The sequence below is a fragment of the Solwaraspora sp. WMMA2101 genome (assembly GCF_049179175.1).
In the GTDB taxonomy this organism is placed as follows: Bacteria; Actinomycetota; Actinomycetes; order Mycobacteriales; family Micromonosporaceae; genus Micromonospora_E.
The window spans coordinates 4307659-4331627 of the sequence record NZ_JBMHMA010000006.1; the positions used below are offsets into that span (position 1 = coordinate 4307659).

15 protein-coding genes are annotated in these 23969 nt (G+C 71.6%); 11 read left to right on the top strand and 4 right to left on the bottom strand.

Going from position 1 to position 23969, the window contains the following annotated elements; all coding sequences use genetic code 11:
- Positions 1-23: 23 nt before the first annotated feature.
- From ACN28F_RS20620 to ACN28F_RS20630, 3 genes are all read left to right on the top strand, one after another.
- Positions 24-10025, top strand: a complete 10002-nt coding sequence (locus ACN28F_RS20620; RefSeq protein ID WP_421359268.1) for a LamG-like jellyroll fold domain-containing protein — start codon at positions 24-26, stop codon at positions 10023-10025.
- A gap of 12 nt (positions 10026-10037) precedes the next feature.
- Entirely contained in the window at positions 10038-10442 is a 405-nt protein-coding gene (locus ACN28F_RS20625; RefSeq protein ID WP_289209526.1) for a hypothetical protein, read from the top strand.
- Between the two features lie 384 nt (positions 10443-10826).
- Positions 10827-13139, top strand: a complete 2313-nt coding sequence (locus tag ACN28F_RS20630) for a hypothetical protein (protein WP_289209527.1) — start codon at positions 10827-10829, stop codon at positions 13137-13139.
- 71 nt (positions 13140-13210) lie between these two features.
- Here ACN28F_RS20630 and ACN28F_RS20635 read toward each other — a convergent pair whose 3' ends face one another.
- Complete coding sequence (locus ACN28F_RS20635) at positions 13211-13522, bottom strand: hypothetical protein (protein ID WP_421359270.1); 312 nt, start codon at positions 13520-13522, stop codon at positions 13211-13213.
- A gap of 166 nt (positions 13523-13688) precedes the next feature.
- On the opposite strand from ACN28F_RS20635, the gene ACN28F_RS20640 reads away from it, so the two are divergent.
- The 7 genes from ACN28F_RS20640 (at position 13689) to manA (ending at position 19912) form a co-directional block, all read left to right on the top strand.
- A complete protein-coding gene (locus ACN28F_RS20640) occupies positions 13689-14549 on the top strand; it encodes a helix-turn-helix domain-containing protein (protein WP_421359272.1) in 861 nt (286 codons plus the stop codon).
- A gap of 24 nt (positions 14550-14573) precedes the next feature.
- Positions 14574-14786, top strand: a complete 213-nt coding sequence (locus ACN28F_RS20645; protein ID WP_421359274.1) for a DUF397 domain-containing protein — start codon at positions 14574-14576, stop codon at positions 14784-14786.
- Between the two features lie 73 nt (positions 14787-14859).
- Positions 14860-15702, top strand: coding sequence for a hypothetical protein (locus ACN28F_RS20650; RefSeq protein WP_421359276.1), 843 nt, complete (start codon positions 14860-14862; stop codon positions 15700-15702).
- A 178-nt stretch (positions 15703-15880) separates the two neighbouring features.
- Entirely contained in the window at positions 15881-17257 is a 1377-nt protein-coding gene (locus tag ACN28F_RS20655) for a phosphomannomutase/phosphoglucomutase (protein WP_289209530.1), read from the top strand.
- 43 nt (positions 17258-17300) lie between these two features.
- Entirely contained in the window at positions 17301-17483 is a 183-nt protein-coding gene (locus ACN28F_RS20660) for a Trm112 family protein (RefSeq protein ID WP_289209531.1), read from the top strand.
- Positions 17483-18688, top strand: coding sequence for an SIS domain-containing protein (locus ACN28F_RS20665; RefSeq protein ID WP_289209532.1), 1206 nt, complete (start codon positions 17483-17485; stop codon positions 18686-18688). Before ACN28F_RS20660 ends, ACN28F_RS20665 begins: the two co-directional genes overlap by 1 nt.
- Before the next feature lie 12 nt (positions 18689-18700).
- Complete coding sequence (gene manA / locus ACN28F_RS20670; protein WP_289209533.1) at positions 18701-19912, top strand: mannose-6-phosphate isomerase, class I; 1212 nt, start codon at positions 18701-18703, stop codon at positions 19910-19912.
- Between the two features lie 177 nt (positions 19913-20089).
- Here the strand turns inward: manA and ACN28F_RS20675 are convergent, their stop codons facing one another.
- Together ACN28F_RS20675 and ACN28F_RS20680 are read right to left on the bottom strand one after the other, a co-directional pair.
- Positions 20090-20239: a hypothetical protein gene (locus ACN28F_RS20675; protein WP_282223818.1), complete on the bottom strand. Its 150-nt coding sequence runs from the start codon at positions 20237-20239 to the stop codon at positions 20090-20092.
- A gap of 180 nt (positions 20240-20419) precedes the next feature.
- A complete protein-coding gene (locus ACN28F_RS20680; RefSeq protein WP_289209535.1) occupies positions 20420-21544 on the bottom strand; it encodes an RDD family protein in 1125 nt (374 codons plus the stop codon).
- Between the two features lie 16 nt (positions 21545-21560).
- Between ACN28F_RS20680 and ACN28F_RS20685 the strand changes: the two genes are divergently transcribed.
- Positions 21561-22586, top strand: a complete 1026-nt coding sequence (locus tag ACN28F_RS20685) for a stage II sporulation protein M (protein ID WP_421359278.1) — start codon at positions 21561-21563, stop codon at positions 22584-22586.
- Here the strand turns inward: ACN28F_RS20685 and ACN28F_RS20690 are convergent.
- On the bottom strand, positions 22559-23956 hold the full coding sequence (locus ACN28F_RS20690) for a DUF58 domain-containing protein (RefSeq protein ID WP_421359280.1): 1398 nt from the start codon (positions 23954-23956) through the stop codon (positions 22559-22561). The two genes, ACN28F_RS20685 and ACN28F_RS20690, sit on opposite strands and share 28 nt — an antisense overlap.
- Between the last annotated feature and the right edge of the window lie 13 nt (positions 23957-23969).

Below are 23969 nucleotides of genomic sequence, written 5' to 3' on the forward strand. Positions count from 1 at the left end.
AGTCGTCCCACACGGGGGTGGACGTGCGTCGCTCGGTGTTCCTACGCGTGCCCGGATTCCGTACCGCAGCAGCCCACCACAAGCCCGGCAGGTCGGCACTGGCCGCAGCGGTGGCCACCGTCATGCTGGTCAGCCTCGGTGGCAGCGGAGTGGACGGCACCGCGACGGCCCGGCACCAGCGGCCGGCGGACCGGCCGCACGTCGCCGCCGACAAACCCGACCAGCGGTGGGGGAGCGCGGCCAGCGGCAGCCACCTGACCCGTCCGGCGGTGAACCGCAACCTGCCGCAGAGCTACCGTGGACAGTATCCGCTGCACCAGTTCGACGGCGTCGCCGAACCCGGGCGCAACGAGGCCCGGGTGGTCGACCCGCCGACCGTCGAGACACCCGGATTCGACCCGGCGACCAGCCGGGAACGGGCCGTGGACCGGGGCCGCCACCAGCGGGTGTTCGACAACGCCGACGGCACCAGGACCACCGAGTTCGCGGCCGAACCGGTCAACTACGAACTGCCGGGCGGTGGTTGGGCGCCGATCGACACCGACCTGGTCGCGGCCGGCGCGGACGTGGGCGGCGGCTGGCGAAACGCCGCCGACGCCGTCGACCTGCGGCTCGCCCCGCAGGCCGACGCCGCCGACCTGGTCCGGCTCACCCTCGACGGGCAACATTCCATCGAGTACGGCGTGGCCGACGCCGCCGAGGTGGCCGGCACGCACAGCGTCGCCGCCGAGACGGCGGGCGGCACGCAGGCCACCGCCGCCGTCACCTACCCCGGGGCGTTGCCGCACGTCGACGTACGGCTGGAGGCCCGGCCCGGTGGGGTCAAGGAGACCCTCGTCCTGCACTCCGCCGACGCCGCCCACACGTACCGCTTCCCGCTGCGGCTGCGCGGACTCACCGCCCGGCTGGTCGACGGCGAGGTGCGGTTCGTCGACGGCTCCGGGGTGGTGCGGGCCGTCGTCCCACCCGGTTACATGTCCGACGCCGGCACCGGCGCGCAGGGCCCGGCGACGTCGACCGGCGTCCGGTACCGGCTGACCGGCCCGGCCGACCAGCCGGTGCTGGAGATGACGCTGGACTCGGCGTGGCTGCGCGACCCGGCCCGGGTCTACCCGGTCGAGGTCGACCCGACCGTCGGTCCGCCGGTCACCGAACGGGCCAGCACATCCAGCATGTACGTGCACGGCAGCACCTCGGTCTCCGGCGGCAACGAACTGCTGATCGGCCGCAGCGGCAGCGCCAACGCCGCCGCGTACCTCAGGTTCGACAACCTGGGGCAGCTCGCGAACCACACCGTCCATGGTGTAGCGATGACGGTGGTCAGCTACGACGCCCCGTCCTGCCGGCCGAGGCCGGTGTCCGTCCACCCGGTCACCGCCGGCTGGTCCGTCGGCACCCACCACTCCTGGCCCGGCCCGGCCGTCGGCAAGGCACTGGCCAGCCGGTCGTTCGCCAACGGGTACGTCGCCACCGGCCAGTCCCAGTCCGCCTGCCCGGCCGCCTCCGAACTGTTCGACCTGGGAGTGGCCGGCCGTGACCTGGTGCAGGGCTGGGTCGACGGAACCCGCGCCAACAACGGACTGTCGTTGCGCGCGCCGGTCGACGACAGCTCGGCGTGGAAGAAGTTCGCCGGCACCGGCACCCCGAACGGCCCCCGGCTGTACGTCACGCACAGCCCGTACAACGCCGACTACGCCATCCCGAACCCGGTGCCGGAGCCGGCGGTCCTGCAGAACCGCGACGGCCAGGTCGCCGTCACGGTGACCAACCGCAGCGCCGAGGCGTGGACCCCGGCCAACTACTACCCGGCCTACCGGGCGTACAACGCCGAGACCGGCGCGGCCGTCACCCAGCAGCGGGCCGGGAACCTGCCCGGCACGGTGGCCCGCAACGGCAAGGCCACCGTGACCGCCACCATCAAGCGGCTGCCACCCGGGGTCTACTTCCTCGACTTCACCATGGTGCGCACCGGCGGTGTCGTCTTCACCGACCACCAGGTGCCGCCCGCCCGGATCGTGCTGCACGTCATCGACATCGAACCGGTGGTCCAGGAGGTGCACCCGCCCAACGGCTACCCGGCGCCGACGTTGACCCCGCTGCTGTACGCCCGCGCCGTCGACCCGGACGCCCCGCCCAGCCTGAACCTGCAGTACAAGTTCGAACTCTGCGCCACCGACGACGACGGCGAACCGGTCGACTGCACCAGTACGGCGTACCAGGCCAGCCAGGCGTGGGCGGTGCCGGCCGGGCGGATGACCTGGAGCACCACGTACCTGTGGCGGGCCGTCATCCGCGACGCCAACAACGAGGTGCCGACGCCGTACTCGATGCTGGTCACCTCGGTGCCGCAGCCCGACATCACCTCGAAGATCGCCGGTGCGCCGAACGCCGCCGTCGGGCAGGAGTACGACGCCCAGACCGGCAACCTGACCACCGCCGCCGTCGACGCGGTGGTCGCCACCGTCGGCCCCGAACTCAACGTGGTCCGCACGTACAACAGCCTCGACCCGCGACGCGACCTCGGCACCGCCGCGACCGGCCTGGCCGCCGTACCACCGGTCTTCGGGGCCGGCTGGGCCAGCCGCTACGACATGCGGGTGGTGCCCGACGACGACGGCACCGGCAACCTCGTGGTCGTCTACCCCGACGGGCAGACGGTCCGCTTCGGCCGCAACCCCGACGGCAGCTTCGCGGCACCGCTCGGCCGGGTCGCCCAGCTGACCGAGGACGCCACCCACTGGCGGCTGCGTGACCAGTCCGGCACCACCTACTCGTTCTTCCGCTCCACCGGCAAGATCACCGAGATCGTCGACAACGCGTCCCGGCGGCTGCGGTTCACCTACAACACCGCCGACGGCGGCCGGCTGGGGCGGGTGCAGGCGGCGGCCACCCCGTCGGACACCACCGGCCGGTCACTGTGGTTCGTCTGGAACGGCAACCGGATCGACACCATCCGCACCGACCCGGTCAACGGGTCACCGCTGTCCTGGCGCTACCACTACACCGGTGACCTGCTGACCCGGGTCTGCGCGCCGGACAGCTCCTGCACCGAGTACGAGTACACGCCGGCGTCGCGCTACCACGCCGCGGTCCTCGACGCCCGCCCCGACTCGTACTGGCGGTTCGCCGAGAGCCAGGGCACCGCCGCCGGCAGCGAGATCGCGACCAACCTCGGCAAGGACGCCGGCACGTACACCGGGGTCACCCTGGGCGCCGCCGGCCCGATCGCCGGTACGGCCGACACCGCCGCGTCGTTCAACGGCACCTCGGCCCGGGTCACCCTGCCGAAGGGGACGGTCAAGAAGTCCCGGGACGCCTCCGTCGAGCTGTGGTTCCGCGTCGGCCTGACCCACACCGGCGGCCCGCTGATCGGCTACCAGGACACCGAGTTCGGCAGCACCGCCGGCACCGGCGTACCGCTGCTCTACACCGGCACCGACGGGCGGCTGCGCGGCCAGTTCGCCGGCGGCGGCATCGCCCCGATCACCTCGGCCGCCACGGTCAACGACAACCAGTGGCACCACGTCGTGCTCACCTCGATGGGCACCACCCAGACGCTGTACCTCGACGGGGTCAAGGTCGGCGAGGCCACCGGCCGCACCATCGACCACGCCCTGTTGACGTACAACCAGGTCGGGGCCGCCGTCGCGACCAGCCCGACCGCCTGGCCCGGCTGGGGCACGACGGCGCAGCGGCACTTCGCCGGCCAGATCGACGAGGTCGCCGTCTACGCCCGACCGCTCGGGCCGGGCACCGTCGCCGAACACTTCCGCGCCGCGCAGACCGGCAGCCACCGGCTGACCACCGTCCTGCTGCCCAGCGGCAAGACCGCCATCGAGGCCCGCTACCACGAGATCACCGGCCGGATCACCGAGTACACCGACAGCAACGGCGGCACCTGGAAGGTCGGCGCGCCGACCGTCTTCGGCAGCGACACCGACCTGCGACGCAGCGTCCAGGTGCTGGACCCGGCGAACCGGCCGCACCTGTACGAGTACGACGCCCTCGCCGGCCGGCTGCTGCGCAGCGGCACCCCGCTCGGCCTGGAAACCCGGCAGGAGGACCTGCCCGGCCCACCGCCGACGTCGTCGCCGTCCCCGCCGACCGAAGTGTGCAGCCAGCCCGACCCGAACGACCCGGCGTTCTGCACCATCATCCCCGACGACTCCGGCGGCCCGGTCTTCATCCGGCACCCGCTGGAAGGCATGGCGATCCGCACCTACACCTACGACGAGCAGGGCCGGCAGAAGCAGATCCGCGACGAGAACGACCACGGCGTCGAACTCGGCTACGACGACCGGGGCAACGTCACGTCCCGCAAGAGCTGCCGGACCAGCACCGAGTGCCACACGACGTACTACACGTACCCGGCGGGCATCACCGACCCGTACGACCTGCGGGCCGGCCTGGCCACCGAGGTCCGCGACGGACGGTCCAGCAGCGCCACCGACAACCGGTACCGCACCACGTCCAGCTACCACTTCACCGGGAAGCTGATCAGCCAGACCGGGCCGGACAACGTCACCGTCACCCACCAGTACACCACCGGGGGCGAGCCGGCGTTCGGCGGCGGAAACCAGCCGACCGGGCTGCTCGATCGCACCCGCGCCCCCACCGCCGCCCCCGGCGTGGAGCGGGTCACCCGCTACTTCTACTACCGCAACGGTGACCTGGCCCGCACCGTCGACCCGGCCGGGCTGACCACCGAGTACACCTACGACCCGCTCGGCCGGCTGCTGACCGAGAAGGAGATCTCCGACAGCTTCCCGGCCGGCGTCGTCACCACCTACACCTGGGACACCCACTCGCGGCTGAAGAGCGAAACCGGTCCGGTGACCACCGACGCCGTCACCGGCGAACAGCATCAGCAGCACGCCGTCAACGACTACGACGCCGACGGCAACCTCATCGCCACCACCGTCTACGACCTGGTCGGCGACGAGGAGCCACGGACCGCGACGACCGAGTACGACGAGCACAACCGCCCGGTCCGGGTGGTCGACGCCGAAGGCAACGAGACGAGCCTGTCCTACGACCGGTTCGGCAACAAGACCTCCGAGACCGACCCCAACGGCAACCGGTACGACTACGCGTACACCAACCAGAACAAGCTGGCCGAGGTCCGGCTGCGCAACTGGCGCAGCGACCCGCCGGGCGGGCCGGGCACCGGCGACGTCGACTACCTGGTGCTGCACTCCTACTCGTACGACTTCGCCGGCCGGCTGGCCAGCGACACCGACGCGATGGGCCGGCGGCTGGAGTACACCTACTACCACGACGACCTGCTGGAAAAGGTCGTCCTGAAGGGGTTCCGCAACCCCGACGGGTCCACCCGTGACCAGGTGATCGAACGCAACGTCTACGACGGGGCCGGCAACCTGGTCCGCCGGGAGGAAGGCAACGGCACCACCGTCACCGAACACACCCTGGACAACGCCGGCCGGATCACCTCCACCGTCGAAGACCCGGACGGGGTACGGCGCCGGACCGACCTGCGGTACAACGCCGCCGGCGAGGTCGACCGGATCACCCGTTCCGGCAACACGTCGAACGTGCCCTGGCTGGTCGCCGTCGAATCCGAGATCGTCAACTACGTCTACCACGTCTCCGGTGGCGTGGCCCGGGAGACGGTGGTCGCCGGTGACGCGACCCGGGTCACCACCCACACGTACGACCAGCGGGGTGTCCGTACCTCGACCACCGAGCCACGCGGCAACGTGCCCGGCGCCGACGCGGCGGCCTTCACCACCCGGTTCGTCAGCGACGAACTCGGCCGGCAGACCAGGATCACCGGCCCGGCGGTGGCCGCCGAGAGCGGCAGCGGTACGCCGACCACGGTCACCCCGACCGTCACCGCCGGCTACAACGCCTTCGGTGAGCAGGTCGCCACCCGGGACCCGCTCGGCAACGTCACCCGCACCGAGTACGACCGGCTCGGCCGGCCGGTGCGGACCATCGCCCCGTCGTACACCCCACCGGGGGCGCCCACGCCGATCACCCCGACGGTCCGGACCAGCTACGACCCGCTCGGCAACGTGGTCGAGACGGTCGACGCCCGCAACGCGGTCACCCGGTACGCCTACGACCAGCTGAACCGGATGGTCAGCCGGGACGCGCCCGGCACCACCAACGAGCAGCGGGCCGTCTGGCACTACACCTACACCCGCACCGGCGAGGTGCTGTCGGTCACCGACCCGACCGGGGCCCGCACCGAGTCCACCTACGACGACCTGGACCGGCCGGTCACCCAGACCGTGGTCGAGCGGCACCCGGTGGTCGACAACTTCACCACCACGTTGCGCTACGACGACGCCGGCAACGTCACCTCGGTGATCTCGCCGTCCGGGGCGACCATGACCAGCGCGTACAACGGTGTCGGCGAGCTGATCCGGATGACCTCGCCGGCCGGGGTGGTCACCCAGTACGGCTACGACCGGGCCGGCCGGCAGGTCCGGGTCGCCGACGGGCTCGGCCGCACCGCGCGGACCAGCTACAACCTGTTCGGTGACCGGGTCGCGCAGGCCAACCTGAACCCGGCCGGCGACGTCGTCGCCACCACCAGCTACGGCCACGACGCGGCCGGCAACGTCGTCACCGTCACCGACCCGGAGCAGGCCGTCTCGCAGTACGCCTACGACGCGGCCGGTCGCCTGGTCAGCCAGGTCGAACAGGTCTCCGCGACGAAGTCGATCACGACGACGTTCGGCTACGACGCCGCCGGCAACCGCACCCGCTACACCGACGGGCGCGGCCACGAGATCATCTACACGGTCAACGCGCTCGGCCTGGCCGAGTCGGTCATCGAACCGCCGACGACGGCGCACCCCGACCTGGCCGACCGGACCTGGACGGTCGCCTACGACGGCAACGGCAACGCCCAGCGGCTGACCGCCCCCGGTGGGGTGACCCGGCAGCGGGTGTACGACGCGGCCAACCGGCTCGTCGAGGAGACCGGATCCGGAGCCGAGACGACCACCACCGCCCGCAGCCTCGGCTACGACCTCGCCGGTCGGCTCACCCGGGCCGGTGCCCCCGGCGACGACGACACGTTCAGCTACAACGACCGGGGCGGTCTGCTCACCGCTGCCGGACCCGCCGGCACGGCGAGCTTCAGCTACGACGCCGACGGCAACCTGACCGGCCGGACCGACGCCGCCGGCACCACGACGTTCAGCTACGTCGACGCCCGGCTCGACGAGATCACCGACGCGGTGACCGGCCAGCCGCAGACACTCAGCTACGACGCCGCCGGCGCGGTACGCGGCATCGACTACGGCGCCGGCCGGGTACGCACGTTCAGCTACGACGACGTCGGTCGGCTCACGGACGACGTGCTGCGCAACTCGGGCGGGCAGACCGTCGCCTCGATCGTCTACGACTACGACCTCGCCGGGCAGTTGACCGGCAAGACCACCACCGGCACCGCCGGGGCGGGCGCGCACAGCTACGACTACGACGACGCCGGGCGGCTGGTCAGCTGGACCGGGCCGGACGGCACCGTCGCCTACGAGTGGGACGACGCCGGCAACCGGACCCGCGCCGGCCCGAAGACCGCCGTCTACGACGAGCGCAACCGGCTGGTCTCCGACGGCGACTACACGTACGGCTACAGCGCCCGGGGTGCGCTGCGCACCCGGGTCAGTTCCGGCCTGGTCGAGCAGTACGCCTTCGACGCCTTCGACCGGATGACGTTCGCCGAGGGCGAGTCGTACGCGTACGACGCCCTCAACCGGGTCGTGTCGCGGGGCAGCACCGCCTTCCAGTACGCCGGGTTGAGCACGGAGGTCGTCAGCGACGGCACCGAAACGTACGCCCGGGGGGCCGGCGACGAACTGCTCGCCGTCGGCCGGGGCACCGAGCAACGGCTGACCCTGTCCGACGCGCACGGCGACGTGGTCGCCGCCTTCGACCCCACCAGCGGCGTCCTGCCGTCGCTGCCGGACTCGACGGCCTTCGACCCGTTCGGCGAGCCGACCGCCTCCCAGGGCGACACCGGCAACATCGGCTACCAGGGCGACTGGACCGACCCGGACACCGGCAAGGTCAACATGGGCGCCCGCTGGTACACCCCGGGCACCGGCGGCTTCGCCTCCCGCGACAGCGTCACCTACAGCGCCGGCGCGTCGATCCTGGCCAACCGCTACACGTACGGGGCCGGAGCGCCGCTGAACTACGACGACCCGACCGGCCACTGGCCGAGCTGGGTCGACAAGGGAATCAACAAGGTCAAGCGGACGGCCTCCAACGCCTGGAACACCACCAAGAGCTGGGCCAGTTCGACCTGGAACACCGCCAAGAGCTGGGGAATCTCAGCCTGGAACTGGGGCGTGTCGGCGCTGCGGACCTTCGGCAGCCAGCTCAAGCGCTTCTCCAACTGGGTCTACCACAAGTCGGGTGCCGCCACCGTCGTCAACAAGGTGAGTGAAGGCGTCCAGGCCGTCAGGGACGGCAACTTCCGCAACTGGGCCGCCGAACAGGCCGCGCAGGCGGTGCAGATCACCCAACGGGCCAAACAGGCCGTCGAGAATTACGTCCAGAACAAGGTGGTCCCCAGGATCAAAGCGGCCGTGCAGCCGCTGGTGGCCGGGGCGCGGACGTTGGTGTCGACGACAGCGCGGGTCGCGGCGGCCGTCACCGCGGTGACCGTCACCGCCATCAAGGATCCGCAGCAGTTCGCCAACACGCTGGCGCTGGAGGCGGCGAAGCAGTACCAGGGCCTGACCGAATCCATCAACGGCATGGTCGACAGCGCGGCCCAGTTCTGGGACGAACACAAGGCGACCATCACCGGCGCGGTCGTCGGCGGCGTCATCGGCATCGGCTGCGGGGTGGCCATCGGCTGGACCGGAGCCGGCGCGGTCGCCTGTGGTGTGGCGGCCGGCGCGATCGGCGCTGCGGTCACCGGCTACATGCAGGGCCAGCGGGGCTGGGAACTGGCGGGCACCGCGCTGCTCGGCGGGGCGACCGGCGTACTGGGTGCCTTCGGCGGGGCGCTGCTCGGCTCGGCGGCGCGGGCCGCCGCACCGGCGCTGCGGGCACTCGGCGGCCGGGCGATGGGCGCGCTGTCCAGCGGAGCCCAGAACGCCGTACGGGGTGCCGTCAGCAGCACCCGGTCGGCGGTGCGCTCCGGCGTGGAGAGCACCCGGAACCTGGCGAACCGGCTGATGGGCAAGTGCAACAACAGCTTCGTCGCCACCACCCCGGTGCTGATGGCCGACGGCAGCCGCAAGCCGATCAGCGACGTCGAGGTGGGCGACGTCGTGCTGGCCACCGACCCGACCACCGGCCGCACCGAGGGGCAGGAAGTCACCGGCCTGATTGTCGGCACCGGTGAGAAGAACCTGGTCGAGGTGACCGTCGACCTGGACGGTGCCGACGGCGACCGGACCGGCACGATCACCGCGACGGACAACCACCCGTTCTGGGTGGAGAGCGAGAACCGCTGGGTCGACGCGGTCGACCTGAAGCCCGGCTACGCCTTCGAGACGGCCGACCACCGGCCGGCCACGGTCGCCGGCATCCGCGCCTGGACCGAGTACGAGACGGTCCACAACCTCACCGTCGACACCCTCCACACCTACTACGTCACCGCCGCCGACACCCCCGTACTCGTCCACAACTGTGTCGGCGAAGCTACGGTGTTTTTTGACGGGGGACATGCCACAATTCGAACGACCGTTGGTGGCGATGTTATGCACACGCATCAACTTGGTGGCTTGGTCGAGATTCCGGGCATGGGTAGGGTGCCGACGCCCGTTCGACCCGCAAGATTCGACGGGGAGGTTTCGCCGGCCGCGCGTTCCGCGACGGTCCATCTTCCGAACCCTGGAGGGGCATTTGCATACCAAGAGGTACAGCTAGACAAAGCTGCACGGGGATTCGACTTTGGAATGTATGACGAGACGTATAGAACGTGCTTCCATTATTGTGCTCGCGTATTGGAAGCGGGAGGAGTTCAAGGAGTTCCAGCAGGCGGGACGGCGCGCGAGATTATTGCGTTCCTGCGTAGACTGGAGCGCTCGTAATGAGGTGGAGAAATGACTTCAGCGGACGACCTAGACTGGTTGGATGACCTTCCGAAAGAATGGGAGATGCCCCAAGAGTTGCGCGCGCCTACGGGAGTGCCTTTTGTCAACTTCGCCATTGTTGTTCTTTCGAGCGATAGAACATCGAATGCAATAGTGCTCGCTGTCGCCGAACTTCTCGCGGCGAAAGAGAGATTCAGCATCTGGTGCATGACAAAGGGCAAGGAGGCTCTGGGTGAACGTCGCCTCCTGGAATTTTCGTTAACCGCTAATGATCTCCTCAGGGAATGCTGGGAGGCGTGGTTAGAGTACAGTTTAGTTGAAGAGTGGAGTGCTGATCTTTATTCGAAAACAATCGCGACCTGGAATAGAGCAAAATCTCGCTTCGGTGAAATCGTGACTGAGGACCTAGGTTGAGGACCCGCGCCATCCGCATCCAGGCCGGCGCCCCCATCCTCGTCGCGGCCGACCCCCTGCCCGGCGACCTCCGCCACGCCCTTAAGGCCATCCGCGCACACCCAGGTGTGCACAAATTTGATAAGACTCGGGCTTCAGTCATCAGGATTGATCGTCCTCCTGGCGTTGCCGGCCCGGGGTCTTTAGGGTGCAGTTTATCTACAAGATCGGGGAGGTTTTTCAATGTGCACCGCACTGGGTCATAAATCGCGCATGCTCGGAAGTCTTGTCAGAGATCAACGTGTTGTCTCAGCTCAAGTCAGGACTAGCTCCAAGATCATTACTGGCATGCTGAAGATGTGCCAAGTGGCGGCGGGCCAGAGATTGTCTAGAATTGCGCGTTCGGTGGCGGCTGCGCTGCTGGTCGCGGCGGGGTTTGCCGTGGTGCAGCCCGGTGGGGCGGCGTACGCGGACGCGGCCGGCAAGGGCGGTGACTACGTCCCGTTCGCTACGGCGACCGCCCTGGTGGACACCCGCACCGGTCTCGGAGGTACCACCGGGACCCGACCGGCCGGGAGCACCACGACCTTCCAGGTGCTCGGGGCGGCCGGGGTGCCGGCCACCGGGGTCAGCGCGGTGATGCTCGACGTCACCGCCATCAGTCCGACCATCCGCACCCACCTGACGGTCTGGCCGGACGGCGAGGACCGCCCGGTGGTGTCGGTGGTCAACGCGGACGTGGGTCAGGTGCTGTCGAACTCGGCGATCGTCAAGGTCGGCTCGAACGGTCGGATCGCCGTCCACAACAACTCCGGCACCGTGCATGTCAGCATCGACGTGCAGGGCTACTTCACCAGCAGCGCCGGGGGCAGCGGTGGCGGCTTCGTGCCGACCGCCCACACCCGACTGGTCGACACCCGCGACGGGACCGGTACGTCGGTCGGTGCCATCGCGGCACAGAGCAACCGTACGTTCACCCTCACCGGTGGCGTCGTGCCGGCGGGGGCCACCAGCGTCGCCCTGGACGTCATCGTGGTGAACGCGGCCGTTCCTGGCTGGATCGCAGCGTTCCCGCCGGGCACCACCGGCACCCGCAGCCTGATGGACTTTCCCGCAGGCACCACCTCGCACGCGGGCACCGTAACCCTGTCCAGCAGCGGTGAGGTGACTTTCCGTAATCCGACCAGCAGCCCGCTGCATGTGGTGCTGAGTGCGCAGGGCTACTTCACCGGCAGTTCCAGCACCGGCGCGGGCCTGCGTACGCTGCCGGCGTCCCGGCTGCTCGACACCCGCAGCAACAGCGGGGCGGCGATTCCCGCCAACGGGGAGATCGACGTCCAGGTCGGTGGCACCAACGGTCTGCCGACCCGGGGCATCGCCGCAGCGGTGTTGAACCTGACGGCGATCAACCCCTCGTCGAACGGGTACCTGCGGGTCTGGCCGTTGGACGGCACCCAGCCGACGCCGTCGGTGCTGAACTATTCCTCCACCCAGATCGCGCGGGGGAGCCTGGCGTTCACCCAGGTCGGCACGGAGGGGAAGGTGCGGATCCGCAACTACAGCAGCGGCACCGTGCATCTGACGGTCGACCTGCAGGCATGGTTCGCCGACCCGATGCAGCCTCTGGATGTGCCGCCGTACTCGAAGACGGTGGTGCAGCAGCTGACGCCGACCGGGACGGGCCTCGGCTCCGTCGAGTACGGCTACGTCGACAACCTCGGCAGTGTCCGGATCGGCCGGCAGGACAACGTCGACGACTACAACTCGGTGGAGTGGACGACCATCTCCGGGCTGGAGGCGTTCGTCGGCCCGGTGACGCTCAGTCAGGGGTCGGACGGCCGGGCACAGGTGGTCGCCCAGCACACCGACAGCAACGTCTGGTCGCGCACCCAGGCCGAGCCGAACCAGTCAGGCTGGTCGCCATGGGCGCAGCTCGGCGGCTCGATGGCGGCACCGCCGACGGCGGCGACGGTCGCGGACGGCACCCAGGTGATCTTCGCGGTGGGCGACGACGGCCGACTCTGGCACTACCGGCAGGCCGGCACCAACCCGGCGTGGCGCAGCCTCGGCCCGGCCGAGCTGACCGGGTCGGTGACGGTCGTGCCGGCCCAGAACGGGCTGCGGCTGCTCGCCTCGGCGTCGGACGGCTCGGTCAGGACTGCCGTCTACAGCAACGACGGCGTGCTGTCCGGCTGGACCACTGTGGGCACCGGGGTGACGCTGGGGGCGATCGCCGCCGTGGTCAACCCGGGCTACCGTACGCGGGTCGTGGTCCGCGCCGATGACGGTACGGTCGTCGAGAAGCTGCAGGAGGCCAACGGCACCTGGCCGGCCAACTGGTCGCCGGTCGGCTCGTTCAGCACGGCCGGGACGCCGGCGGTGATCCTGGACCCGGCACTGGGGCGGACCGTCATCGTCGCCCGGGGCGTCGACAACGAGATCTACCGGGTGTTCGAGACCGGGCCCGGCACCGGCGTGTGGGGGACCTGGGCGATGATCAGCGACTACGGCTCCGATCCGGCGGCGACCGACCCGACGGTGGCGCCGGTGACGAACTCGAACGGTCAGACCTTCGTCGTCGTGTTCCGCGGCATCAACCAGGCCACCAAGGTCTACGAGCGGCAGAGCATCGCCGGGATCGGCCGAGGCGAGGCGGGCGGGTCGGCGACGTCGCAGCTGACGTTCGACGCCCACACCCTGCCCGCACCGCCGGACTGACCCGAGACCCCAAGCAACACCGCACACCGTTGCCCGTGCCCGGGAGATCCTGGGCACGGGCAGCGTGCCGTCTAGGCGACGGCCAGCAGGTCGGCACCGATCAGCGGTGCCCAGAAGCGACTCGCCGACTCGATGTCGTTGCACCAGGTCATTCCGCTGCGGCTGCCGTCGCTGTGCACGATCAGCACCTTGCCGTCCGGCATGGCGAACGCCCAGCCGACGACGCCGTCGGCCGCTCCGCCGGAGTCGACCGTCTCGTCCGCGTCGGCCAACTCGTCGTTGTCGTCGTCGAAACGGCACAGCGCGAACACCTTCGGTGCCCGATCGAGCAGGATCGCCTCCAGGCGGATCGCGCTGGTTGCCGTGCGGGTCTGGTCGTTCACAGTCGACCTCGATTCGGTGCGCAGTGACGTGTGGTGATGTCATCGTGTTCTGCGTCCACCAGTCATGCAAGTGCATCGAGTAGCACTATCTGAACTACTGGTAGCTGACTTCGCGCGTTCGGTAAGCGAGACTGGCGTCCATGCATCGATGTCCAGGAGGTGCCTGATGGTCGTCGGATCGCCGCCGACGGTGCGACGCCGGCAGCTCGGTCGTGAGCTACGTGCCCTGCGGGAGGCCGCCGGCCTGCTCGCCGAGCAGGTCGCCACTGAGCTGCGCTGCTCGACCGCCCGAATCAGCCGGATCGAGACGGCCCGGGTCCGGATCTCGCCCGGCACCGTCCACGAACTGCTCGACGTCTACGGCGTCGAGGGCTCCGAGCGGCAGCGGCTGGTCGCCCTGGCCCGCCAGGCCCAGGAGACCGGCTGGTGGCAGGAGTACAGCGAACGTCTCACCTGGGAATACTCCACGCTGATCGCGTTGGAGAACGACGCCGCCGAGCTGCGCTGGTTCGAGCCGTCCGTACTGCCCGGCCTGGTGCAGACCGAGGAGTACGCCCGAACGGTCATCCGCAAGACCCTGCCCGGCCACAGCGCCGAGACCATCGAGGAGAAAGTCGGCGTACGGATGGCCCGGCAGCGGGTGCTGACCCGCGACACCGACCCGGTGCGGCTCTGGGCGGTCCTCGACGAAGCGGTGCTGCGCCGGCTCGTCGGTGGGCCGGAGCTGATGCGCCGACAGCTGCGTCACCTGGTCGACCTGTCCACTTTGTCGACCGTACGGCTGCAGGTCCTGCCCTTCGCGCGCGGTGCCTCCGCCTGCATCACCGGGCCGTTCACCGTGCTGACCTTCCCGGAGACCGCCGACGCCGACGTGGCCTACGTCGAGAACGAGGCCGGCGACCTCTACGTGGAGAAGCCGGCCGGCGTCGACCGCTATAACCTTGTCTTCGACGACCTGCGGGCGGATGCGCTCGGCTGCGACGACTCCCGGGCGTTCATCGCCGAGGTCGCCGACGGGCTGAGTTGACGCGTCGCTGACAAGGAGCACCACATGTCCACAGCAGATTTCGTCGGGGCGGGCTGGCGCAAGAGCAGCTACAGCGGCGGCAACGGCAGCTGTGTCGAGGTCGCCGTCGTCGGCGGGTTCGTCGGCGTACGGGATTCCAAGGACCCGGCCAGCCCGGTGCTCGCCTTCACCGCGACGGACTTCGGGCGGTTCGTCGCCGACGTCCGAGGTGGCGCGCTGCGCGGACCGGCCGCGTAGCGGTCGCGCGGTAGCCTGTCGCGCGACGGCGTCGCAGGCGCGGGTGCCGGCGACGCGGGAGGTGAGGCGGGACATGGCGGTACGGCGTACAGCGGCCCAGGTCGCGATGGTGCTCCTGCTGAGCGCCGGCACAGTGCTGCCCGTCGCAGCCCCGGCGTACGCGCAGGACGACCAGGTGCGGGTCCAGCTCGGCCTGCCCGGCAGGTTCACCGTCGGCGAGAAGGCCGCCGGGGTGACGGTGAAGGTCTCCAAGCGCTCCGACGGGTGCGTGTCGCTGCGTACCGGCCTGGCGATCCGGCTGCCCGGCGCAACCGTCGACCAGGTCGCCGTGCAGGCACGGATCGACGACGACTGGGTGCCGGTGCCGGTCGCCGACAACGGCGACGGGCTGCTGGTCACCGACCGGACCGCCCCGGAGAATGACGAGTTGTGCAAGGGCAAGAGCCGGTCGGTGCGCTACCAGGTGGCGTTGCGGGCCGGCACCCCGGCCGGCACGGTGAACGTGGTCGCCGAGGCGTACACCGCCGGTGGTGACCTGCTCAACCGTACGGCCGGGTCGAAGAAGGCCACCGGCCGGCTCGCCGGCAGCTACGCGCCGGCCCCGCCGTCGCCGACCGGGGAGCCGACCCCGGAGCCGACCGAGGTGCCGGCGGCGGTGAGTCCGAGCCCGCCGCCGGTCGCCGCCCCGGTGGACCCGGACCTGGTCGCCGCCGCCGGGTCCGGCGGTGATCCTGGTCAGGGGCCCGGGATCGGCGTCGGGGTGCTCGCCGTCGGCCTGGGCATGGTCGCGGTCGGGGTGGCGCTGCTGGTGCTGCTGGTACGCCGGGGGCGCGGTGGTCGACCCGCGACGCCTGGTGCCGACGGTACGGACGCCGCCGGCTCGGCGACGATGCTGCTGCCCCGCATTCAGCGCTGACCTGCCCCGACTTCAGCGCTGACCTGCGACGATCCGGTCACTCAGCGGCGTGGCCGGCCGGATGGAGGATGAACATCGCGCGGCCGGAGGGTGGCCCGACCGCCTTGACCACAGCGGCCGGACGCTGCTCCGTTACCCTCACCTGTGTTGGCAACCGGCGCGGCTGAGGAGCGAGACCTTGTCTGACTTGTCCAAAATCGTCAAGGCCTACGACGTCCGTGGCACCACTCCCGACCAGTTGAACGAAACGGTGGCCCGAGCCCTCGGCACCGCGTTCGTGCAGGTGCTCAAGGAGTTGGGCGACAAGGCCGACCGGATCGTCATCGCCCACGACATGCGCGAGTCGTCCCCGCCGCTGGCCGCCGCTTTCGCCGCCGGGGCCAACGCCGCCGGGGCCGATGTGCTGCACGCCGGCCTGGCCTCCACCGACCTGCTCTACTACGCCTCCGGCGCGTTGGAGCTGCCCGGTGCGATGTTCACCGCCAGTCACAACCCGGCCCAGTACAACGGGATCAAGATGTGCCGCTCCGGGGCGGCACCTATCGGCCAGGACTCCGGGCTGACCGACATCCGCGACCGCGCCCAGGCGTTGCTCGACAGTGGTGAGACACCGTCCGGTGCGGAGCAGGTGGAGCGGCGTGAGCTGCTCGCCGACTACGCCGCGCATCTGCGTACCCTGGTCGACCTGTCCGGGATCCGGCCGCTGAAGGTGGTCGTCGACGCCGGCAACGGGATGGGCGGCTACACGGTGCCCGCCGTCCTGGGTGACACGGTGCTGCCGGCGCTGCCGCTGGACATCGTGCCGATGTACTTCGAGCTGGACGGCTCGTTCCCCAACCACGAGGCGAACCCGCTCGACCCGAAGAACATCGTCGACCTGCAGGCGGCGGTCCGGGAGCACGGCGCCGACCTGGGTCTGGCGTTCGACGGCGACGCCGACCGCTGCTTCGTCGTCGACGAGCGCGGCGAGCCGGTCTCGCCGTCGGCGATCACCGCCCTGGTCGCCACCCGGGAGCTGGCCAAGCACCCCGGCGAGACGGTCATCCACAACCTGATCACCTCCAGCGCGGTGGCCGAGATCGTCCGGGAGAACGGCGGGGAGCCGGTCCGGGCCCGGGTCGGGCACTCGTTCATCAAGGCGGAGATGGCCCGGACCAACGCGGTCTTCGGCGGCGAGCACTCGGCGCACTACTACTTCCGGGACTTCTGGTTCGCCGACACCGGGATGCTGGCCGCGATGCACATGCTGGCCGCGCTCGGCGAGCAGGACAAGCCGCTGTCCGAGCTGGCCCACTCCTACGAGCGGTACGTCGCCTCCGGCGAGATCAACTCGACGGTCACCGACCAGCAGGCGAAGCTCGCCGAGGTCAAGGCCGCGTACGCCGACGCCGACCTCGACGAGCTGGACGGACTGACCGTCAGCTTCGACGACGGTTCCTGGATCAACCTGCGGGCCTCGAACACCGAGCCGTTGCTGCGGCTCAACGTCGAGGCGCCGACCACCGAGCGGATGGTGCAACTGCGCGACGGCGTACTGGCGCTGGTCCGCGGCTAGGATCATCTTCGGGTTCACCCCGCGACGTGGAAGGAGCCACCCGATGGCCCTGGATTCGCAGCTACTGGAGATCCTGGCCTGCCCGGACACGCATCACACACCGTTGACCTACGATGCCGACGCGCAGACCCTCACCTGCCCGGAGTGCACCCGGATCTTCGAGGTGCGTGACGGCATTCCGGTGCTGATGCTGGACGAGGCCCGGATGCCGGGCGAGGCGTCCTGATGGCGCTGCCGATCGACGGGACGTCCGGGGTGGTGGGCCAGCGGGTCGCCGACGAGGCGCTGCTCGACGACGTCGACGCGCTGGGCCTCGCCGACCCGGGCGGGATGCTGCGGTTCACCGCCTCGGCCGGCGCGCAGGTACGCGAGTCGGCGGCGTTGGCCGCCGAGGCCAACCTCGGGGTACTCAGCGACGAGGGGCGGCCCCGGGCGGTGGTGATCGCCGGGATCGGCACCGCCGGTCGTACTGGTGACGTGCTGGCCACGGTGGCCGGCCCGCGCTGCCCCGTACCGGTGATCCCGCACCGCAGCGCCGGCGTGCCCGGCTGGGTCGGTGCGGCCGACGTGGTGATCGCGGTCAGCGCCTCCGGGCGCAGCCCGGAAGCGCTCGGCGCGGCGCAGGCCGCCGCCCGGCGCGGAGCCCGGCTGGTCGCCGTCGGTGCCCCCGACTCACAGTTGCAGTCGGTCGCCGAAGGGGTCCGCGCGCCGTTCATCCCGGTGCCGCGTCGGGCTCCGGCCCGGGCCAGCCTCTGGGCGTTGACCGTGCCGGTGCTGCTGGCGGCGCGGGCGCTCGGCCTGGTGAAGGTCAACGAGGCGGACCTGGCGGAGACCGCCTCCCGGCTCGACGCCGACGCCGAGCGGTGCCGGCCGGCGGCGGAGTCGTTCGTCAACCCGGCGAAGGCGCTCGCGCTCGGGCTGGCCGGTTCGGTGCCGATCGTCTGGGGCTCGTCGCCGGTGGCGTCGGTCGCCGCCCGCCGGTTCGGTGACTCGCTGTCGACGAACGCCCGCTATCCGGTGGTCACCGGCGCGCTCGGCGAGGCCGGCCGGGGCCGGGTCGGCCTGCTCGACGGGGTCTTCGGGGGTCTCGGCGAGTCCAGCCGTGACATCTTCGCCGACCCGGACGAGGCCGAGGAGCCGCCGACCCGGTTGCGGCTGGTGCTGCTGCGCGACGGCGGGCTGAACCCGGAGGACGACGCCGACGAGCCGCTGGCCGTGGAGGAGCGGCGGGCCGAGGCGGTGCAGACCCTCGCCGACCGCCGTGGGGTGCGCTGCGACGTGTTGACCGCCGAGGGCGGGTCGGCGTTGGAGCGGCTCGCCTCGCTGATCGCGGTGCCGGACTTCGCCTCGGTGTACCTGGCGCTGGCCCACCACCTGGATCCGATGGCGGTTCCGGCGGTGACCGAGATGAAGGAACTCTCCACCACCTGAGGCAGGGCCGTCGTGGAACTGTTGACCAGCCAGATCCGGGACTACGCCTGGGGGTCGCGGGAGGTCATCGCCCAGTTGCAGGGCCGGCCGTCCCCGTCGCCGGGGCCGGAGGCGGAGCTGTGGCTGGGCGCCCACCCGGCAGCACCGTCCACTGTCGAGCGGGGCGGGGTGCCGGTCAGCCTGGCGGAGCTGATCGACCAGGATCCGCAGGGCTGGCTGGGCGGGTCGACCGCCGCCCGGTTCGACGGCCGGTTGCCGTACCTGATGAAGGTCCTCGCCGCGCGGACGCCGCTGTCGCTGCAGGCCCACCCGGACGCGGCGCGGGCCCGGCAGCGGTACGCCGCCGAGCGGTCCGGTGGCGCCGAGGGCGGGGTGCGCAACTACGTCGATCCGTACCACAAGCCGGAGCTGCTGGTCGCGATCAGCGCGTTCGACGCACTCTGTGGCTTCCGGGACCCGGCGCGGTCCGCGCAGGCGCTGGCGGCGCTGCGCCTCGACGCCCTGGAACCGGTGGTCAAGTCGCTGCGGACCGGCACCGTCGGGCTGCCGGAAGCGATCGAGACGCTGCTCGGCTGGCCGGCGGACGACCGGGCGGCGCTGGTGTCGGCGGCGGTGGCGGCGGTCGACGGCCTGCCGGCCCGGTACGCCGCCGACGGTGCGCTGCTGACCGACCTGGCCACGCACTACCCCGCCGACCCGGGAGTGCTGGTCGCGTTGCTGCTCAACCAGGTGCGGCTGGCCCCTGGCGAGGCGGTCTGGATGCCGGCCGGCAACCTGCACGCCTACCTGCGCGGCGCCGGGATCGAGATCATGGCCGCCAGTGACAACGTGCTGCGCGGCGGGCTGACCCCCAAGCGGGTCGACGTCGCCGAGCTGCTGCGGGTGTTGCGCTTCGACGTGCTCGACGAGCCGGTGGTACGGCCCCGGTCGGTCGCCCCCGGGGTGATCACCTGGCCGGTGCCGGCGGCCGAGTTCAGCCTGCACCGGGTGGTGCTCGACGCCGACGTGTCACAGGCGACGGTAGCGGCGGGCGGCCCCCGGGTGGTGCTCTGCCTCACCGGCGCGGTCACCGTTGACGACGGGGTCGCGGCGGTCGCCGTACCGCCGGGGCGGGCTGCGGTCGGGCCGGCCCGACCGGGGTCGCTGACGATCTCGGGTGCGGGTGAGGCGTTCGTCGCATCGGTGAACCTGCCGGGACATGTACGCGGGGCGGCCGCCTGGTGAGCGTCCGCTCCGCTCACCTGCAGCCGCCCCGCGCATCCCCCCGGTTTGGTTCCCCCGCGCGTCAGCGTGACGTTGTCGTGACGCGACGTAGTCGTAGATTTGCAGTGCGTAGCCAGACTGTCAAGCTAATCCGGAAATTACCGACTCGCGGCGTGTCGCGGTCCGGCCCTGAATCGGCTACGACGGGCGGCGTCCCGGGCGTACCCAGGTCCAGATGCAGTAGACCAGCCAGCCCAATGCCAGCGCAGTGGCCAACGGGCGTAGCCCGACCGCGTTCAGGCCGATGACCAGGAGCAGCACGACCAGCCAGGGGATGAATGCCTTCACCGCACCGATGCTGCCACACCACACCGGCATTCCACCCTGGCCCGTTACGTCACCTTCCGTGACGGCACCCCACCGGGATACCTGTCCGAACGATATACCTCAGAGGAATAATTATTCCTCTGAGGAATACTGCTCTACCGCAGTACCGTGCCTGCCAGGTGCCGCCCGGCCCCGGATCCGTCAGGTGCCGTCCGGCCCCGGACCCGTCGGCTCCCGCACCGGCGCGCGGCGCAGCGTGCTGGCGACCGGCGGCCGCCGTACCCCGGTCCAGTCCGGTTGTTCGCTGGTCGGTCCCATCCACGGCGGCCGGGGCCAGTTGCCCCGTGGCCACTGCGCCGCGTCACGCTGCGTCGGCACCACCGCACCGGCCGGCACCGCAGTACCCGCCGGATCCGGCGCGCGGACCGGATCGGCCCAGGACGGTGGCGCCGCCGGCCGCAGCGCGCCGGTCCGCGCCGGGCTGAGCCCCGCCAACTCCGGCCAGAGCGCGGCGGTCGCCGCCCGGCCACGCACCAGCCGCTGCCCGGACCGGCGGTGCCGCTCGGCCAGGACCGCCGCCAGGTACGCCCACCCCGGCACCCCGGGCGGCGGCGGGGGAGTGGTCACCGCGGCGACGTCCGCCGCGACCAGCCGCACCAGCTCCGAGCGGGCCGGCTCGGCGAACCCGTGCCCCCTGGTCAGCAGGTGCCGCACCGACAGCGCGAGCTCGTCGTCGAGCCGGGTCAGGTCGAGGGTACGGGCCCAGCCGGCCAACGCCGACGGCATCCCCGGCACCCAGCCCCACGACGCCGGAGCCCGGTCGTGGACCACGATCGTCCCGGCGGCCAGATCCCCGAGCCGTTTGCCCTGACTGTTCGACATCAGCGTCACCAGGCTCGCCAGCCAGGTCAGCGGCGGCAGCAGCAACCCCGGCCACTCGGCGGCCACCCCGACCAGGTTGCGGGTCAGCGCGTGCCGGAACTGCGGCGGGCCACCGTCGTCGCGGACCACCCGGATCCCGACCGCCCGCTTGCCGACCGTACGGCCGTTTCCGAGGGTTTCGCACAGCACCGGGTAGCCGACCAGAACCAGGACCGCGCCCACGGTCAGCACCGCCTGCCCGAGCGCGTCGTCCACCTCGACCGACGACGGCAGCGACGCCAGCCCCACCCCGGCCACCACCGCCAGCAGCAGCGCGATCAGCACCTGGACCAGTAGATCCACCAGCAGCGCCAGGATCCGGGAACCGGCCCGGGCCAGCCGTACCTCGACCTCGACGGCCTCACCGCCGACCAGCCTGGTCCCCCCGGATGCGTGCGCACTCACCCTGCCAGTGAACACTATGGGACGGGAGGTGGCCGTGGACCTCGACGCGTACGTGGCCGAGCACGAGCCGCAGTGGCGGCGGCTCGAGCAGCTGACCCGTGGCCGGCAGCTCACCGTCGCCGAGGTCGACGAACTGGTGGCGCTGTATCAACGTACCGCCACCCACCTGTCGGTGGTCCGCAGCCGCTCGCCCGACCCGGCGCTGGTCGCCCGGCTCACCACCCTGGTGCTGGCCGCCCGGTCCCGGCTGACGACCGGCCCCCGGTCCAGCTGGCGCGCTCTCGGCCAGTTCGTCGCCACCGGGTTCCCACAGGCGGTGCTCCGGGCGGCCCCGTGGTGGGGTGCGGTCGCGGTGGCGTTCTGCGCACTCACCGGATTCCTGATGTGGTGGGTCGCCGGGAACCCGGACAGCGCCCGGGCGCTGATCGGCGACCGGGCCGCGGCGGAACTCGCCGAATCGAGCTTCGCCGGCTACTACACCCGGTACGCGGCCCCCAACTTCGCCGCCCAGCTGTCGACGCACAACGCCTGGCTGGCCGCACAGTGCCTGGCCGCCGGGATCCTGGTGGTCCCGGTGCTCTACCTGCTGTGGGTGAACGCCCTCAACATCGGCGTCACCGGCGGCGTGATGATCTCCTACGACCGCGCGGACGTCTTCTTCGGCCTGATCACCCCGCACGGGCTGCTGGAGCTCACCGGCGTGTTCGTCGCCGCCGGGGTCGGGCTGCGCGTCGGCGGTGCCTGGCTCGCCCCGCCGGCCGGGGCGAGCCGCAGCCGGGCCGTCGCCGACGCGGGGCTCTCCGGCGTCGGGGTGGCCCTCGGGCTGGTGCCGGTCTTCGCCGTCGCCGCGCTGATCGAGGCCTTCGTGACGCCGGCCCCGCTGCCGACCTGGCTGCGGGTCGCCGTCGGCGCGACCGCCTGGCTGGCCTTCCTCGGCTACGTGCTGGTACGCGGCACCCGCCGGGGCGCGGACCGCTCCGGCGGCGGGCCGGCCGACCGGTCGACCGACCGGGCTCAGAGCCGGCCGAGCAACTTCAGCTGAAGGTAGAGGTCGGCCAGACGGCCGGCGAAGGTCGGCGCCGAGGCGTCCAGCACCGCCACCCCGTACCGGCGCAGCACCGCACTCACCCGGGCCCGCTCGGTGACGGTCCGGGTCGCCGCGGCGGCCAGGTAGGCGTCGGCGACCCTGTGCACCGGTGCGTCCACCGTCGCCGGCAACGTCGGATCCCCGATGCCGGCGACCACGACCTGATGGCGGGCGGCCAGCCGGGGCAGCACCGGCAGCAGTCCGTCGCCGAGCGCGCCGGGCTCCAGCGCGGTGCAGAGCACCACCAGGCACCGTCGGGACTCCCGCCGCAGGATCTCCCCGACGACCAGTTCGTAGTCCGTCTCCACCAGCGCCGGTTGCAGCCCGGCCAGGGTCTGGACCAGTCGGGGCAGCAGCGCCTGCCGGCTCACGCCCCAGATCGCCGCCCGGACCTTCGCATCCGCCGCCATCAGGTCGAACCGGTCGCCGGCCCGGTTCGCCAGGGTCGCCAGCAGCAGCGCGGCGTCGATCGCGACGTCGAGTCGGGGCTGGTCACCGATCAGGGCCGCCGAGGTCCGCCCGGTGTCCAGCACGAACATCACCCGGCGGTCCCGCTCCGGGCGCCAGGTCCGGACCAGGACGTCGGACCGGCGGGCGCTGGCCCGCCAGTCGATCGACCGTACGTCGTCGCCGACGACGTACTCCCGAAGGTTGTCGAACTCGGTGCCCTGGCCACGGCCCCGGGTGGCCCGGATCCCGTCGATCACCCGCAGCCGGGCCAGCTTCTCGGCGAGCAGCCGGCGTGCGTCGAAGCGCGGCAGCACCCGTACGGTCCACTGCGGAGTGGGCGGGTGCCCGCGTCGTTGCCGGAAGGCCAGCCCGAGCGGGCCGGCCGACCGGACGGTCACCTCGACGGCGGACCGGTCGCCGTGCCGGGTCGGGGTGAGCCTGGCAGGTAGCGCCGCGACCGCACCCGGTGCCAGCCGTACCCGCCAGACCGGTCCGCCGCCGTCGCCGCCGCCGCCGGCCGTCACGGCGTCGGCGTCGGCGCCGGCGCTGTCCGGGCCGGCCTTGACCGCGGCACCGACCGGGTCCGCGACGGCGCCGGCGGACGGGACCCAGGTGTCGCGGACCTGCGCCCGCACCCGCCGCCGGGAGCCGTTGCGCAGCCGCACCGTCACCGTCGCCGACGTGCCGAACCAGACGGTCCGGTCGCCGTCGCGGCCAAGTTCGAGCCGGCTCAGCGGGGCGGCCAACGCCACGTCCAGCACGGTCAGGGCGGCCACCGACGTGGTGATCACCAGCAGGCCCCACCAGGGGGCGGGCCACCAGGGCAGGGTCGTCGCGCCGATGCCGAGCAGCGCCGCCGCCCGCCAGGTCACCATCGCGACCAGCCGG

What these genes read in the sequence shown, in the direction of transcription:
- ACN28F_RS20645 (WP_421359274.1), top strand. Translation starts at nt 14,574, where the DNA reads ATGTCCACAGCAGATTTCGTCGGGGCGGGCTGGCGCAAGAGCAGCTAC.
- ACN28F_RS20660 (WP_289209531.1), top strand. Translation starts at nt 17,301, where the DNA reads ATGGCCCTGGATTCGCAGCTACTGGAGATCCTGGCCTGCCCGGACACG.
- ACN28F_RS20665 (WP_289209532.1), top strand. Translation starts at nt 17,483, where the DNA reads ATGGCGCTGCCGATCGACGGGACGTCCGGGGTGGTGGGCCAGCGGGTC.
- ACN28F_RS20690 (WP_421359280.1), bottom strand. Translation starts at nt 23,956, where the DNA reads ATGGTGACCTGGCGGGCGGCGGCGCTGCTCGGCATCGGCGCGACGACC.
- ACN28F_RS20625 (WP_289209526.1), top strand. Translation starts at nt 10,038, where the DNA reads ATGACTTCAGCGGACGACCTAGACTGGTTGGATGACCTTCCGAAAGAA.
- ACN28F_RS20685 (WP_421359278.1), top strand. Translation starts at nt 21,561, where the DNA reads ATGGGACGGGAGGTGGCCGTGGACCTCGACGCGTACGTGGCCGAGCAC.
- ACN28F_RS20650 (WP_421359276.1), top strand. Translation starts at nt 14,860, where the DNA reads ATGGCGGTACGGCGTACAGCGGCCCAGGTCGCGATGGTGCTCCTGCTG.
- ACN28F_RS20640 (WP_421359272.1), top strand. Translation starts at nt 13,689, where the DNA reads ATGGTCGTCGGATCGCCGCCGACGGTGCGACGCCGGCAGCTCGGTCGT.